This window comes from Rhizobium sp. SL42 (genome assembly GCF_021729845.1).
Taxonomy (GTDB): domain Bacteria; phylum Pseudomonadota; class Alphaproteobacteria; order Rhizobiales; family Rhizobiaceae; genus Allorhizobium.
Genome location: NZ_CP063397.1, coordinates 2,457,896 through 2,473,963, shown reverse-complemented (window position 1 = coordinate 2,473,963; position 16,068 = coordinate 2,457,896). Strand labels below are relative to the sequence as shown.

The following is a 16,068-nucleotide window of genomic DNA, read 5'->3' as shown; positions in this document are numbered from 1 at the left end:
ATCATGCCACGAACCGGAAATCGTCCTGATGCAGCGATGTAACCTCGACATACTTCAGAGTGATGCTGTTGTGAGGATCAAAGCTGATCACCGTATCGCTGCCGACTTGTGAGGCAGAAGCAAGAACTGCCTCAAAGTCGGTGAATAGCCCGTCAGCGAACTCGATCACGTCGTCCGACGAAACTCCGGCCTGGAAATCAGTTACAGCATCAACGCCGAAATCCGGTCGGAAAACGATCGTGTCATTGCCGGAACCAGTGCCTATGATATCGTTGCCCAGGCCACCATCGATCACATCATCGCCGTCGGCACCGAAGATGACATCCGCACCGGTCTCTCCGTCAATGACATCGGCACTGCTGAAGCCTTCGATCACGTCGTCGCCTTCTGTAGAGATTGCGTTGAGAACATGCGCCTTAATGTCGCTCGTCGACCAGATCACGCCATCAGCAAACAAGATGGTGTCGATACCAGCTTGGTCGCCCTCTGCAAAAGCCCCCACAATAACGATGGATCCACCGTCATTCACGCTGATGTCGCTTTCTGGAATCTGAAGCCGGAGATCCGCACCAAGACGCTCCACACCTACCTCGGTAGAGTTGACATCTTGGAGGATCAATTGATCGGCCGCCCCTGCTGCAGAATCCTCGATGATTCGGTCGTTTCCGTCCCCTCTCAGGTAGACATAGGTGTCGTCACCGACGGAGCCCCTGAGCTCATCGTCGCCACCCCCACCCTCAATGATGTCGTTTCCATCACCACTGGTCAGCACATTATTCACTGTGTTGCCGGTTAGAATAGCAGCAGCGGAACCATTGTACGTCAACCGCTCAATTCCGGTCATCCCGGCGATAGAGTAACTGGCGACCGATGTAAGTATAGTGTCAAGCCCGTATGATTCAGCCTCGTTGACGATCACACCCTGATCTCCGATCAGGTATGTGTCATCTCCCGCTCCGCCGACCAGCATGTGACCAGCAGTTGCCGAAGCGAGAATATCATCGAACGCGGTCCCGACCACCCGCTCGATACTGGTCAGGCTGTCGCCAAAAGCATGACCTCCCGAGTGGCTGTTCTCCGTTAGGTTGACGCTCACACCCTCTGTCGAGTTTGAATAGTCAATTGTATCGAGGCCAGAACCACCGTTAAAAGTGTTACCGCTCGAATTGCCGACGAACGTGTCGTCGAAGGCGGAACCGAGATAACCCTCGATGCTGTCGAAGACGTCTCCGGCTGCATCCCCAAGGTGGGTGCCCGAGTGCAGGTTGACGGTCACGGCGCTAGTGGCGTTGGCATAGCTTGCCGTATCGAGACCGCTTCCACCAATCAGAATGTCGGCGCCCGCGCCGCCAACCAGTCGGTCGTTCCCTCCACCGCCGATGATTGTGTTGTTGCCCACATTGCCAGTCAACACGGCATTGGCCGTGCCGTTATAAGTCAGTTTCTCAACATTGCTGAAGCCCGCCATGGAGTAATTCGCAACTGAGGTGCGAATTTCGTCAGTCCCGCCGCCGGCAGATTCGACAATCGACACCCCGCTGCCGCCGATCACATAGATGTCGTCACCTGCTCCACCCGTCAGAACATGACCGGAGGTTGAGGACGCCAACGTGTCGCCAAAGGAAGTGCCGATCACCCGCTCAACACTGATGAGATTGTCACCTTCGGCAAAGCCGCCTGAGTGGATGTTGGTGGTGAGATCGATTGCGACGGACGACGACGACAGGGAATAATTCGCTGTGTCGCTGCCGGCAGTGCCATTGATCAGATCTGCCCCTGCCGAAAGCAAAAACGTATCATTGTGGTTGGAGCCGATGAACGCCTCGATGCCGTCGAACACATCACCCGCCGCATCACCGGTGTGGATGCCGGTAACCAGATTGATTGTCACGGCTGCTGCGGCAGTCGTGTAGCTCGCGGCGTCGGAACCGGCTCCGCCGACGAGTTGGTCGGCGCCTGCTCCACCGATCAACACGTCGTTGCCGCTGCTGCCAGTCAGGAAGTTGGCTCCGATATTGCCTGTCAGGCTCGCGTCCGCGGTCCCCGTATACTGCAGGCGTTCTATGGCGGTATTGCTCCCAATCGAATATGTCGAGAGCGTTGTCCGGATCTCGTCGTCGCCTTGTCCAGCAAGTTCTTCCACAACCACGTCGGCATGATTGATCAGATAGGTGTCATTCCCCGCCCCGCCTTTCAGGTGATTGCCGGCGGCGCCGCTGACAAAGGAATCGTCCAGCGCCGTGCCGATCACCTTCTCCACGCTGATGATGGTGTCGCCCTCTGCATCTCCACCCGAACCCAGCCCGCCGCTGAGATAAATTGAAATCGCCGCCGAAGACCCGGAATAATCTGCCGTATCAAAACCGTCGCCGCCGTCTAGGCTGTCCGCTCCGGCTCCTCCCACAAGAACGTCGTTGCCAGCGCCGCCCATCAGGCTGTCCTGGAAAGCGCCACCCGCAAGCAGGTTGTTCCCGGAATTTCCGGTAATCGCGAACGAACCGGCCCCCGTGAATACCACGTTCTCGATATGGTCTTGCAGCGTGTAGGCAGAGAGCGACACTCGAACGGTGTCGACACCCTCGTCGAGTTCCTCATCGATGACCACGTTTTCAACGTCCACCACGTAGATATCGTCGCCTGTACCGCCGCGAAGAACCATGCCTGTAGCCGCGATAAAACTGTCCGCGAAGCTGGAGCCCTCGATGATCTCGATTCCATTGAAGCTGTCGCCTTCAGCGTCGCCGCCCGAATGCACGTTCGAGATGAGGTTGATGTTCACGCCTGCTGCGGACGTGCCATAGGAAAGCGTGTCGATACCTGTGCCACCAGCGATGACGTCAGCGCCGACTCCTCCATCGATCCAGTCGTCGCCTGCATTCCCGTTGATGATATCGGCACCCACCAGGCCGGAAATCCGGTTTGAACCTGCGTCTCCGCTCAAGCTGTCGTTGAACGAGGAACCGACGAGGTTCTCGATACTGTTGAGGATATCGCCCTGGGCATGTCCCCCGATGGCCGTGGCTGCCAAAAGATCCACATTTACAGCCGCGTTCGAATTGAAATAGCTCGATGTGTCCGATCCGTCGCCACCATAGATCATGTCGGCACCGCCGCCGCCGATAAAGGTATCGTTGCCTTGGTATCCATAAAGCGTGTCGGCACCGTTCTGTGAGGTGATCACATTGGACAAACTGTTTCCGTTGCCCTGAAAATTCGTCCCCCCGGTATAGGTCAGGTTCTCAAGGTTGGCGCCGAGCGTGTAAGTCGTGAGTGTCGTCCTGACCTCATCCGTTCCAGCGCTAAGCGCCTCCGTTATGGTCACGCCGGCACCACCGATGACATAGATGTCGTCTCCGAGGCCACCAGCAAGCGTGTGTCCCGAAACCGACGTGGAAAGCGTGTCATCAAATGAGGAGCCAATGATCCGTTCGAGATCGATGAAACGATCGCCTTGAGCATCGCCGCCGGTCCCCGTGGTCGTCACCCCGGCAGCACCGAGGCTGACTGTCACGGCCGCCGTAGACGTCGAGTAGTCGACAGTGTCGACACCGCTATCACCGTCGAACAAGACCACTTCAGCACCGCTGACGAAGGTATCCGCCGCCGTTGATCCGATGTAGCCTTCTATCGACACAAAGGTATCGTTGACCGCCTCGCCCGTATGCACACCGGTCTTGAGGTTGACCGTGACTGCGGCAGAACCGGCATAGCTTGCGTAGTCGAAGCCCGCCCCGCCATCAAGGGCATCGGCTCCGATGCCGCCGATGAGGATGTCGTCCCCCGCTCCGCCGATCAATTGATCGTCGCCCGCTCCCCCAGACATGGTCTGGTTCCCGCCGCCGCCATTGATCACGTTGTTGGCACCATTGCCGGTGAGGCTGGCTGTCGTCCCCCCGGTATAGGACAGGTTCTCAAGGTTGGCGCCGAGCGTGTAAGTCGTGAGTGTCGTCCTGACCTCATCCGTTCCAGCGCTAAGCGCCTCCGTTATGGTCACGCCGGCACCACCGATGACATAGATGTCGTCTCCGAGGCCACCAGCAAGCGTGTGTCCCGAAACCGACGTGGAAAGCGTGTCATCAAATGAGGAGCCAATGATCCGTTCGAGATCGATGAAACGATCGCCTTGAGCATCGCCGCCGGTCCCCGTGGTCGTCACCCCGGCAGCACCGAGGCTGACTGTCACGGCCGCCGTAGACGTCGAGTAGTCGACAGTGTCGACACCGCTATCACCGTCGAACAAGACCACTTCAGCACCGCTGACGAAGGTATCCGCCGCCGTTGATCCGATGTAGCCTTCTATCGACACAAAGGTATCGTTGACCGCCTCGCCCGTATGCACACCGGTCTTGAGGTTGACCGTGACTGCGGCAGAACCGGCATAGCTTGCGTAGTCGAAGCCCGCCCCGCCATCAAGGGCATCGGCTCCGATGCCGCCGATGAGGATGTCGTCCCCCGCTCCGCCGATCAATTGATCGTCGCCCGCTCCCCCAGACATGGTCTGGTTCCCGCCGCCGCCATTGATCACGTTGTTGGCACCATTGCCGGTGAGGCTGGCTGTCGTCCCCCCGGTATAGGACAGGTTCTCAAGGTTGGCGCCGAGCGTGTAAGTCGTGAGTGTCGTCCTGACCTCATCCGTTCCAGCGCTAAGCGCCTCCGTTATGGTCACGCCGGCACCACCGATGACATAGATGTCGTCTCCGAGGCCACCAGCAAGCGTGTGTCCCGAAACCGACGTGGAAAGCGTGTCATCAAATGAGGAGCCAATGATCCGTTCGAGATCGATGAAACGATCGCCTTGAGCATCGCCGCCGGTCCCCGTGGTCGTCACCCCGGCAGCACCGAGGCTGACTGTCACGGCCGCCGTAGACGTCGAGTAGTCGACAGTGTCGACACCGCTATCACCGTCGAACAAGACCACTTCAGCACCGCTGACGAAGGTATCCGCCGCCGTTGATCCGATGTAGCCTTCTATCGACACAAAGGTATCGTTGACCGCCTCGCCCGTATGCACACCGGTCTTGAGGTTGACCGTGACTGCGGCAGAACCGGCATAGCTTGCGTAGTCGAAGCCCGCCCCGCCATCAAGGGCATCGGCTCCGATGCCGCCGATGAGGATGTCGTCCCCCGCTCCGCCGATCAATTGATCGTCGCCCGCTCCCCCAGACATGGTCTGGTTCCCGCCGCCGCCATTGATCACGTTGTTGGCACCATTGCCGGTGAGGCTGGCTGTCGTCCCCCCGGTATAGGACAGGTTCTCAAGGTTGGCGCCGAGCGTGTAAGTCGTGAGTGTCGTCCTGACCTCATCCGTTCCAGCGCTAAGCGCCTCCGTTATGGTCACGCCGGCACCACCGATGACATAGATGTCGTCTCCGAGGCCACCAGCAAGCGTGTGTCCCGAAACCGACGTGGAAAGCGTGTCATCAAATGAGGAGCCAATGATCCGTTCGAGATCGATGAAACGATCGCCTTGAGCATCGCCGCCGGTCCCCGTGGTCGTCACCCCGGCAGCACCGAGGCTGACTGTCACGGCCGCCGTAGACGTCGAGTAGTCGACAGTGTCGACACCGCTATCACCGTCGAACAAGACCACTTCAGCACCGCTGACGAAGGTATCGGCTTGGTTAGATCCGATGAAACCTTCAATTGAAATGAAGGTATCATTGACGGCGTCGCCGGTATGAACCCCGGTCTTCAGGTTGATCGTAACTGCGGCAGAACCGTTGTAGCCTGCGTAATCGAGGCCGGCACCGCCATCAAGAAGATCGGCCCCTGCGCCGCCCGTAAGTACGTCATCGCCGACACCTGCGCGCAGCTCATCATCCCCAGCCCCTCCAAGAAGGTTCTGGTTTCCGACCCCACTCACGATGACGTTGTTTCCGCTGTTCCCTGTCAGGGTAACATTTCCCGTGCCGACATGGGTGAGGTTTTCGAGGTTGGCGCCGAGCGTATAAGATGCAAGCACCCGAACCTCGTCCATACCGGCATCCTCTCCCTCGACGATTGCAACATTCGTTGAGCCGTTGACGATGTAAGTATCGTCACCGCGTCCCCCCTCTAATGTATGCCCAGTGACTGAAGACGATAGCGTATCATCGAAATCGGAACCAATAACGCGCTCTACATCAAGATACTGATCGCCCTCGGCATCACCGCCAGCGCCGGTTGTAGTATGGCCCTCGAAGTCGAGCGTAACAGCGACGGCAGAAACGGAACTGGAGTAGTCGACTGTATCCACTCCCTGGCCACCATCGAAGAACATGGCCTCATCGCCGCTGACTAAGGTGTCTGCGCGAAACGAGCCGATGATGCCTTCAATTGAAATCAGGGTGTCACCGAGAGCTGCACCGGTATGAACGCCGCTCTTTAAATTTATGGTAATGGCATAAGCACCGTCATAGTTTACTCGGTCGGCCCCCTCGCCTCCGTCGAGAATATCAGCACCGTTTCCGCCGATCAGAATGTCGTCACCCGCGCCGGCAATAAGATGGTCGTCGCCACCTCCCCCGTTGAGCGTATCGTTGCCGGCAAGGCCGTAGAGTTCGTCCAGGTCGGAGGTTCCGGTGAGGTTGTCATTGCCCGAGGTGCCAGTGAAAACGGCCATAGGCCCTATTCCTTTTTTTGAGATGCGCTGGTGAATTACAAAATGACTGTAACTTGTAGTTCGGGTGACTTACCCGGGCAGTGATTTCGTTTGACGAGTGCAAAGCCCCCAGGTGCTATGCTGGGTTTATCGCACTTGCGTCCGCAGACACCGCTCGCCTCCGCTAACGATCGATTTTGCTGAATATCAGCTTGCCCTTTGGATGCGCAAATCTCAACTATAAAAGTAACCATTGAGTATTTAGCAACTTTAGATTGCCCTAAAACTACATCTGTTTTCATTCCCGCTGTAAATACTTCGAAGCGGAGCGCGAATCGCCTCAGTGTTGGTACGAGTTCGTCGGGATCGAAGCCCTCGGGGGGATTGGCATAGATACGCACGAGCGCACCGAAGATCGAAGCACCGTGTGTGAGTGGTTCACCCTTACATGCCTCAGCCATGCAGGTCAGAGCAGCCGAAACGACTGCGTCACCATGTCTGCGAAGCGCGGTGGCAAGCCGAACGCACGCTTGCGGCGCCACAGGAATGGTCAACACTGCGGCTCAAGCGCGACGAACAGGACATTCTGGCCGACGCTGCTCATGTTCTCAGATTTTGCGACAACGAGGGAGAGACTAAAACGCCGATCAAGTCGGAGCAGTTTCTCATTCCCCGCCGTCACGACGACCGTGCCGACGACCTTTGGACGGTCTGGAACGTGGTGCAGGAAAACGCGATCAAGGGTGGATTACGTGGCGCCGGCCGCGACGGTCTCGGCAGGCCGCGCCGCGTCAAGTCGCGCGCCGTGAATGGCTTCGATCAGGATATCAAGCTCAACAAGGCGCTATGGCTACTCGGCGAGCGAATGGCTGCCCTGAAATCCTGAGCAGGATCGCAAGAGCGTCGCCGTGTCTGGCGGCGCGCTCCCATGTCATCGATGGCGATGGTAATCGAAAAGGCTGCGGAAGACTGCCTGTCTCGCGCCGTGTCGAACGGCGAAAAACAGGCGCAAGGGGTTGCCCTGGCACCATTCCCTTGGCACTCCCCTTCCCTCCTCCGGCAGCGGCTGCGCAATGCGCGGGCGCAGTCGGTCCCGCTTCTCCTTCGGGCCACGATGTTGAAGCTCCTGCGGCTGCCCTTCGTCCGCGCCTTTCGCGACGAGAACTCCCGAAATCCCGGTCTTCGGCCGGCGCTATGCTGATTTCTCCAATGAAAGAACACAAGGAAAAAACGGCTTGTTTTCGTAGCTTTCCCTGGGTTCGGTTCTACTTTGAGCGGCGTTTCGGCCGGTCGGCAAAATCTTCCCCGTTCGAAGGACAGCGTGTACCGTCCTTCGGTCTTGAACCATTCTCCAATCCGTGCCCCTGATGCCGTTTCCTTTCCGGCTTCGGTCACATAGTGGCGTTCGGTTCCCGGTTTCCCATTCTCCGATAAGAGCTCAGCCCAGACCTGCCGGGCTAGCTAAGAAATCATCGGGACAGCCGGGATATCGTTGCCGACGCACCCTCATCACTATTGACGCCGCGCCGCTCGTAAGGGCGCTGGTCACGCAGGATCTGGAAGGTGATCGTCAAAAGCTTGCGCGCGATCGCGACGCGCGCCTTGTTGGTTCCATTCAACTTCAGATGTTCATTTGTCGCACGAAGCTGCAACTCGGAAGCGACTGCCGGTGCAACGGCCTCAACGAAGGCCCAGCGCAGCCACTTGTTGCCCTGCTTGATAATCTTCCCATGAAAGGTCTTGCCACCGCTCGAATAGGTCGAGGGAACAAGCCCGGCATAGGCGGCTAGCTTCTTCGGATTCCGGAAGCGGTCGATGTCGTCAATCTCGGCATCGATCAGCCGGGCGAAGAATTCCCCGATGCCAGGGATGGTCTTCAACAGCTTTACATTGCCGTTGGTCTTCGTCATCGCCTTGATCGTGGCTTCGGCCTGCTTGATCCTCTCGTAAATATCCTGTTTCATGGCAAAGCCGCGCCTTTTGAAGGGTTGAACCTGCGAAGCTCTTTCTTTCTAAAAGCCGCGCCTGAACCCTTGGCCAGCGCCGAGCGTCCAATAAAAAGCCCGCGTGCGCGGGCGGATTGGATGATCGACCGTAAGAACGGGGCTCCAAAGCCTCACCGCCCAAGGGCGGGGCGTTCCGACAACACGGGAGGCGAGACCAGCGTAGCGGCTCGCCGAATGGAGTGGGCCGGAGGAACTGAGGCTATTGGGACAAGCCCCGGTCGTCGGTGTAAGCTGGATAAAAAGGGTTCCGCGCGCGGGCTCCGTGCGCAGAAAAAATGGCGGCTGAGCATCAGACGCCGCCGCACTCCTGCCAGGGATCGTCACCCGCATGGGCCGAAACCGCAAACGGGTTCGGTGGAGGCCGCGCCCCCAGCACGGGCGGAATAGAGCCCGGCGCAGCCACCGGACGCGGGCAGCATTAACTGTTAACCATCAGGGATAGCCGCCCATCCCGCCGTTACACCGAGCACCGCTCTGGGAAATCCTTAATGAATGTAGATTTCGTGCGCAATGTATGCCGCGATGACAATGAATGATACCGCAGCCACGATCATGCCGGCGACAAGGTTGGAAATCGTGATGGTCGCCGGTTTTGTCGACCACGGAACCGGAATACAGATGAATACCGGGCGAGACATGTCAAATCCTTTCGGCTGGTTTGAACGCTGCCAAGGTAACTGATTAATTTTGAACGAGAAATTGGATATTTTGGAGGGACAGAATACTAGAGCCGCGGCTTCGAACGGGAAGTTCGTACAGAATGTATCAAGTTCCTGATTCAACAAATTGCATAATAGATTGTCGAACCCGGTGCGTGTAAGTTCTTCAAATGCCGCCACCGCAACGTAAAGGTGAGACATGAATGGACTCGGGCCTTCCGAGCAAGAGCATCGCGAGACAGAGCGTTCGTCCATTGCTCTTGCCATCGCGTCCGCTCAACTCACCGCCGAGATAGCGAGAACTTACCGCGTGGTGTTCGAGGAAGTCGTCCGTCCCGTTTTCGCCAACGAAATGAGATCGGATATCAAATTCAAAGGTGCTTACAACAGATTACGCACTCGAACGTCGCAAGATTGCTTGACGGTTATCTGGAAGGAATCGGAATTCGTTCCTAGAGACGTGCTTGACTCCATGGGCCTCACGAAACATTTCACCAAATCTCCCCTGACGAAGAATGGCTTGGGAACGCTTTACTGCCGTCAGGCTGGCCTGTCCGATCCAGACGAGGTGAAGGCGATGCAAACCAATATTAACCGCATTTGTGATTCCGCCGCGCTTTTTGGTCTGATCGCATTCAGCAACAAGAATGGAAACCGGCGACCGCTTTCCGGCACCTCACGCCTGCATGACGTGATGATGAAAGTTCATATCGAAAATGTTCGGCTCATCGAATCCGTCGCGAGCGAGCGTCGCACCCCTCTGAGGGAGGCAGCAAAATGACGATCAAGAGAACGCGTAGATTTTATCACAGAAAACTGATTGCGTACTCTAGTGATGACCACTACGACGCCGACATTTTCCCGTCTCTTTTCTCCGAGGGGCGGCTGCCAGACGCGCAAATGTGGCGAGCGCTCTGCGATGAGGTTTTCAAAACAGACGTGTCAACCCATTCCACGCCGGACGCTGGCAGTGATCGGCATTTCCAGCTGATAGAGGGTGGATTGAGCCATTCTGCGTCGTTCGGTACAGCGACTGTTGTTCGCCAATCCGAGGGATTTGAGGAAAGCCGTCCTCTCGGTCCTCAGACATCATCTGGCAGTGCAGCTCCACGACTAGTCATATTGCCTCCGGCCATTCGTTCTGGTCTCGCCAAGACGAATTTGATGATCACTTCCTTGATTGAGGATATTACGATTGAACTATGCGCCTTAACAGGCGTTGTCGTCGTCGCACCGTACACCGCCAAGATGATTGCCACCAAACCCGAGGTTCGTGCCACTTTCCTGGAGAACCACTCCATCGCATATGTTTTGGATTCGAGGATTGTTCAAACGGACGGCGATTTGGCGCTGTTCACGCAGTTGATCTTCAGAGAGAAAAGCGAAATTCTTTGGGCCGCAACTTACAGCCTTAATCAGCACGATCTTCCCGATCGTAAGCGGTTGATTTCGCGGCGAATAGTGCAGTCGATTGCGAAAGGAATCGAACACAGTCAGTCCATAAGTCCCAATTTGGACATCAGTGCTGACGCCTATAACCATTACCTCCTTGCTAAGCGCTGGCTTAATGGTTCCTCGTTGCCTGATGTAAGGAGGGCTCGAAAGGCGGCAAGAGCGGCTTTGTCGACAGATCCTCATTTTGCTCCAGCGTTGTGTTTGCTGGCTCGGACATTTCACAAGGAGTGGTTGCTAACCGCAGGTGGTGACATCGAACTCCTGAAGTTAGCCGAGTCCACCGCATCGAAGGCGCTCGCACTGGGAAACAATCTGTCAGGTGGGTATAGGGAGCTTGGAATCGCGCAAATGCTTCGCGGCGCCTTTGACGACGGTCTACATGCATTTGAACTCGCAGAGGACAATGGTCCCCACTACGCTGACGTTATCGCCGATCATGCAGCGGCGTTGGTCCAATTGTCGCAGCCGACGATCGCGCTCGAAAAGATGGAAAAAGCATTCAATTTAAATCCTCTGAGCCCGGACTCTTACATGCTGACCGCAGCCGAGGCCAATTTTGCCTTAAGACGATTTGACAGCGCGCTAGCTTGCATCGACGGGATGTCCTACCCGGCGCGAGCAGATAGGCTCGCCGCTGCAAGCTGGGCCTTTTTGGATCGCCGTGATCGCGCGGACATTTTTGTCAATCGAGCCCGAAGGACCGAGCCCGGCGTTGATGTTAATTATTGGCCTTCTGCGGTGGAGCATAAAGAGCGATGGCACCGCGAACTGTTCGTCGAGGGATTTCGTAGAGCTGGCCTCTGACTATCAGCTGTCCCAAAAGGCGAGTCGTGTTTTGGTTGGCGGCGATGCCATCTAAACCTTCTTGTCACGTTTGGTTAGGTCGATTCCGATCACGGTAATGTCGTCGATTCCCGGATAGTGCGGCGACAGGTCAACCCATTTCTGTTGAAGAGCCGCGATCAAACCGTCGAAGTCTACGCGGCCAAGCCCGCCGGGAAGGTCCCAATTTGCCTGCTTGCCCCTTTGAACCAAGACAAAAATGCCCCGGTTTGATCTGTTGTCTTGTTGATTTCCACTGAGAGCTGACCCGGCGTTGGAGTGAACCCCTCGGGCTGGACCACGAGGCGCTTCAAACTAAGCCGCCTGCTGGGCGAGTTGGGTTTCAAATTCTGCTGGCGACATGTAGCCAAGGGCCGAGTGCAACCGTTTGGCATTGTAGACTTCTTCGATGAACCTGGGCAATCGCTCGGCGACGTCCGCGAAGGTTTCGTAGCCGGCAGGATAGATGTCTTCTACTTTCAGGGTCTTCATAAAGCTCTCTGCCTGCGCATTATGGTACGGGTTACCGACGGCGCTCATGGAACCCTGCAGGCCGGCGGCATCGAGCGCTCGTCGAAAGGTCTCACTTGCGTATTGGCATCCGCGGTCCGTGTGGTGAATGCAGCCAGGCGGAGGCTTTCTGTTCTCGATGGCCGAATGTAGTGCGGCCAGCGCCAGCGGCGTATCCAGTCGTTTCGACAGGCCATAGCCGACGACTTTCCGGCTGCAAGCGTCGAGAATGACGGCAAGATAGCAGAAGCCGACGGCGATGCGGATGTTAAGTGAAGTCTGCCACCCAGACCATATCGGGTCGCGCCGGGATCACGTTGCGATAGAGGTTTGGGTAGATCGGCGAACCGTGGTTGCTATCCGTCGTGCGAACATACCGCTTGCGAGGCTTGATCCCGAGGCCATTGGCACGCATGACGCGGGCGACCCGCTTGTGATTGACGAGGTGGCCTCTTCGCTGAAGCTCATGCGTGACGCGTCGGTATCCATAGCAAGGCAGCTCGTCCTGGATGTCCTCGATGATTGCAACGAGCTCGCTGTCGCCGAGATTCAAAGCCTTTGTCGTCGATCGGTAATAGTAAGTGCTCCTCGGGAGATCGGTCACTTTACACCCCCGTCGGATAGAACAGGCCGGGGACCGGTGATGATGGAGGACTTCCCGCTGTCGCCGGCGATCGGCTGACGCGGAGTTTTTTTAACCAGGTCCAGCTCCATTGTGAGCTGGCCGACCTTACGTTCCAGCGCCGCAATGTGGGCCTCGTATTCAGCAATAACGCTGGCCTCAGCCTCCTCGTCGTTCAGTTCGCCGCGATCGAACTGCGTCAGCCATAGCTGGATGAGGTTAGCCGAAACGCCGTACGTGCGCTGTGCGTCCCGCCGTCCGATGACGCCGTTCCGAATATCCTGGCAAAGCTGCAATTTGAACGGCGTCGAATGCCGTCGATATGGACCTCGGGACTTCATGAGCCTTCTCCGATTGAGGCCCGCAGAGTGTATCAGTTTTTCCAGGTCTCGTGGTCCAGCCCGAGGGGTTCACTCCACGTTTCCACCGAGAATTGACCCGCCTTTAGGTATCGTTCGTGTTGTTGGTCGGGGTCAAGTTCCTGCGTTTCTCCTTTGCTGTTTTGGGATGATGAGCCGAGCTGTTCTTGAAGCGGAAGCTGTCGTTTCCGGTTTCGAGGATGTGGCAGTGGTGGGTGAGCCTGTCGAGCAGCGCGGTGGTCATCTTTGCGTCGCCGAAGACGCTTGCCCATTCACTGAAGCTGAGGTTGGTGGTGATGATGACGCTGGTGCGCTCATAAAGTCTGCTGAGCAGATGGAAGAGTAGCGCCCCGCCTGAAGCGCTGAATGGCAGGTATCCCAGCTCGTCGAGAATGACGAGATCGGAGTGAACGAGCCGATTGGCAATCTGTCCCGACTTGCCTTGCGCCTTCTCTTGCTCGAGCGCGTTGACCAGTTCGACCGTCGAGAAGAACCTCACTCGCTTGTGGTGATGCTCAATGGCCTGAACGCCGAGCGCGGTGGCAATGTGCGTCTTGCCCGTGCCAGGTCCGCCGACCAGGACGATGTTGTTGGCATCATCGAGGAAGTCGCAGCGATGGAGTTGCTGCACGAGCGCCTCGTTGATCTCGCTGCTGGTAAAGTCGAAGCCGTTCAGGTCACGGTAGGCTGGAAAGCGTGCTGTCTTGAGCTGATAGGCCGTTGATCGAACCTCGCGCTCCGCCGTCTCTGCCTTGAGAAGCTGCGACAGGATCGGAAGGGCAGCCTCGAATGCGGGTGATCCCTGCTCGGTAAGCTCTCCGACTGCCTGAGCCATGCCATGCATCTTCAACTGCCGCAGCATGATGACGATCGCGCCGCTTGCTGGATTATGACGCATGGCGAGCCTCCGTCTTTCTCAAGGTGTCGTATCGTTCAACATTGGCCTTGGGTTCATTGGTGAGCGTCAGTGCCTGAGGGGCATCGAGGGTCGGCGGCGTGAAGGATTTGCCGTCAACGAGCCGATGCAGCAGGTTCAGCACATGCGTCTTGGTCGGAACGCCAGACTTCAGCGCCATGTCGACGGCAGACAGCACTGCCCGTTCGTCGTGCTGAAGCACGAGGGCCAGGATATCGACCATCTCTCGATCACCACCGGGCTTCTTGAGCAGGTATTGCTGTAAGGTCCGGAATGCATCGGGAAGCTCGATGAACGGTGCGCCGTTACGAAGAGCACCGGGCTTACGCTGCACCACCGCCAGATAGTGACGCCAGTCGTAGATGGTCTGACCCGGCCGATCATGGGACCGATCGATGACGCGGCGGTGCTCGCAGACGATCTGGCCTTCTGCGGCGACCACGACACGATCCGGATAGACCCGGAGGCTCACCGGTCGATTGGCGAAGGATGCCGGAACGCTGTAGCGATTGCGCTCCAGATGCACGAGGCAGGTGGGCGTGACCCGCTTCGTATATTCGACGAACCCGTCGAACGGCCTCGAGAGCGCCATGAGAGCTGGGACTTCCTCGGCCCAGATATCGGCAATAGTGCCACGCAACTGACCGTGGGGTGTCTTAGCCCAGAACTCCTTGCAACGCTCCTCAAGCCAATCGTTTAGGGCCTCCAGTGATGGAAAGCGCGGGATCGGTTGAAAGAAGCGATGACGCGCATCCTGCACGTTCTTCTCGACCTGTCCCTTCTCCCACCCGGAAGCCGGATTGCAGAACTCGGGCTCGAACACATAATGGCTGGCCATCGCCATGAAGCGGACGTTGACGTCGCGCTCCTTGCCACGACCGACCTTGTCGATCGCCGTGCGCATGTTGTCGTAGATGCCGCGACCAGGAATGCCACCGAAGACACGGAAGGCATGGTTATGAGCATCGAACAGCATCTCATGCGTCTGCAGGAGGTATGCCCGGACAATGAAGGCCCTGGAGTAACTCAGCTTCGTGTGGGCGATCTGCAGCTTGGTGCGCTCATTGCCGATGATCGCCCAATCTTCCGACCAGTCGAACTGGAAGGCCTCGCCTGGTTCGAACGCCAGGGGCACAAATGTCCCGCGGCCCGTCGTCTGCAATTCCCTCTGACGATCATCGCGCCATTCCCGCGCAAATGCCGCCACACGATTGTAGGACCCCTCATAGCCGAGGCTGACAAGATCAGCGTGGAGCTGCTTCATCGTCCGCTTCTGCTTGCGGCTCTTCTTCGACTCCGTCTTCAGCCAGGCCGATAGCCGATCTGCGAACGGATCAAGTTTGCTCGGCCTCTCCGGCACGTTGAACTTCGGCTCCACGCCGCCGGCTCGCAGATATTTGCGGATGGTGTTCCGGGATAAGCCGGTCCTGCGGCAAATCTCCCGGATCGATAGATGCTCTCGAAAATGCCAGCGTCGGATTACGCTTAGTAACGCCATGTCGATCACTCCAGAGCCCCCGCTGAAAACATGCGAGGGACGGTTGAAACATGGGTCAATTCTCAATGGAAATATCTGGCTGCGCCGGGTCAGCTCTCAGTGGAAATCAACAAACGGGTCCTTGTGCAACTCGTTCTTCACCAGCGCCGCCAACCCGTCATGGCCCTTGCGGAAATCCACGGGCTTGGTCGCCACCATGATCCGTACGCGGTTCGACGGAAAGATCATGTCGCTGCCGCCAAGGCGCGAGCGATGGCAGCGATCCGGCTTGCAGATGCGCCTTCCTCCAGACGAATGGTGACAGGACCTACGACAATCTCGGCGCGAGAAGCGACCTTGACGGCCAGCGGCTCCGGCGCTGGAGTATCGACAACGATGGCCGCAAACTCGACCGCGTCTTCCGGCTCTGGCAGCACCAGCTTGCCCTGCCGAGCCAACGTCCGCCACGATGACAGGTGGTTGGCCTTCAGCCCGTAGCGTTCGGCCACTTCATTCACAGTTGCGCCTGGTCGCAAGCTCTCCGACACGATCCGTGCCTCGACCTCATCAGGCCATTGGCGATGCGCCTCACGCCTGCTTCGTCGCGTTGTGAGAACCTCCAACGTACTCTCCATGGAGAAACTCCTTGTCGCTCTTCCATG

General features: G+C 57.6%; 11 protein-coding genes and 2 pseudogenes. 3 read left to right on the top strand and 10 right to left on the bottom strand.

The genetic code is table 11. From position 1 onward, the window contains the following. Position 1: 1 nt before the first annotated feature. Complete coding sequence (locus IM739_RS11685) at positions 2–6,601, bottom strand: calcium-binding protein (protein ID WP_237367922.1); 6,600 nt, start codon at positions 6,599–6,601, stop codon at positions 2–4. 427 nt (positions 6,602–7,028) lie between these two features. On the opposite strand from IM739_RS11685, the gene IM739_RS11680 reads away from it, so the two are divergent. Continuing rightward, complete coding sequence (locus IM739_RS11680) at positions 7,029–7,466, top strand: DUF932 domain-containing protein (RefSeq protein ID WP_237367921.1); 438 nt, start codon at positions 7,029–7,031, stop codon at positions 7,464–7,466. A 583-nt stretch (positions 7,467–8,049) separates the two neighbouring features. Here IM739_RS11680 and IM739_RS11675 read toward each other — a convergent pair. Both IM739_RS11675 and IM739_RS11670 read right to left on the bottom strand, forming a co-directional pair. Then, positions 8,050–8,535: pseudogene (locus IM739_RS11675) on the bottom strand (transposase); the annotation flags it as partial. 536 nt (positions 8,536–9,071) lie between these two features. Continuing rightward, entirely contained in the window at positions 9,072–9,446 is a 375-nt protein-coding gene (locus tag IM739_RS11670; RefSeq protein WP_237367920.1) for a hypothetical protein, read from the bottom strand. Between IM739_RS11670 and IM739_RS11665 the strand changes: the two genes are divergently transcribed. Together IM739_RS11665 and IM739_RS11660 are read left to right on the top strand one after the other, a co-directional pair. After that, entirely contained in the window at positions 9,445–10,026 is a 582-nt protein-coding gene (locus IM739_RS11665) for a hypothetical protein (protein WP_237367919.1), read from the top strand. The genes IM739_RS11670 and IM739_RS11665 overlap by 2 nt on opposite strands. Continuing rightward, positions 10,023–11,504, top strand: a complete 1,482-nt coding sequence (locus IM739_RS11660) for a hypothetical protein (RefSeq protein WP_237367918.1) — start codon at positions 10,023–10,025, stop codon at positions 11,502–11,504. Before IM739_RS11665 ends, IM739_RS11660 begins: the two co-directional genes overlap by 4 nt. 333 nt (positions 11,505–11,837) lie before the next feature. Here the strand turns inward: IM739_RS11660 and IM739_RS11655 are convergent, their stop codons facing one another. From IM739_RS11655 to IM739_RS11625, 7 genes and pseudogenes are all read right to left on the bottom strand, one after another. Further along, complete coding sequence (locus IM739_RS11655; protein WP_272911341.1) at positions 11,838–12,293, bottom strand: IS3 family transposase; 456 nt, start codon at positions 12,291–12,293, stop codon at positions 11,838–11,840. 7 nt (positions 12,294–12,300) lie between these two features. Continuing rightward, positions 12,301–12,636, bottom strand: a complete 336-nt coding sequence (locus tag IM739_RS11650; RefSeq protein WP_237367887.1) for an IS3 family transposase — start codon at positions 12,634–12,636, stop codon at positions 12,301–12,303. Further along, positions 12,633–12,995: a transposase gene (locus tag IM739_RS11645; protein ID WP_237367888.1), complete on the bottom strand. Its 363-nt coding sequence runs from the start codon at positions 12,993–12,995 to the stop codon at positions 12,633–12,635. The genes IM739_RS11650 and IM739_RS11645 overlap by 4 nt, the downstream gene beginning before the upstream one ends. Before the next feature lie 103 nt (positions 12,996–13,098). After that, positions 13,099–13,911, bottom strand: a complete 813-nt coding sequence (gene istB / locus IM739_RS11640) for an IS21-like element helper ATPase IstB (protein WP_237367917.1) — start codon at positions 13,909–13,911, stop codon at positions 13,099–13,101. Further along, entirely contained in the window at positions 13,901–15,427 is a 1,527-nt protein-coding gene (gene istA / locus IM739_RS11635; protein WP_237367916.1) for an IS21 family transposase, read from the bottom strand. Before istA ends, istB begins: the two co-directional genes overlap by 11 nt. Positions 15,428–15,538: 111 nt before the next feature. After that, positions 15,539–15,655 (bottom strand): annotated as a pseudogene (tnpB, locus tag IM739_RS11630) (IS66 family insertion sequence element accessory protein TnpB); the annotation flags it as partial. Further along, complete coding sequence (locus IM739_RS11625) at positions 15,652–16,041, bottom strand: transposase (protein ID WP_237367915.1); 390 nt, start codon at positions 16,039–16,041, stop codon at positions 15,652–15,654. The pseudogene tnpB and the gene IM739_RS11625, both read right to left, overlap by 4 nt. Positions 16,042–16,068: the final 27 nt, after the last annotated feature.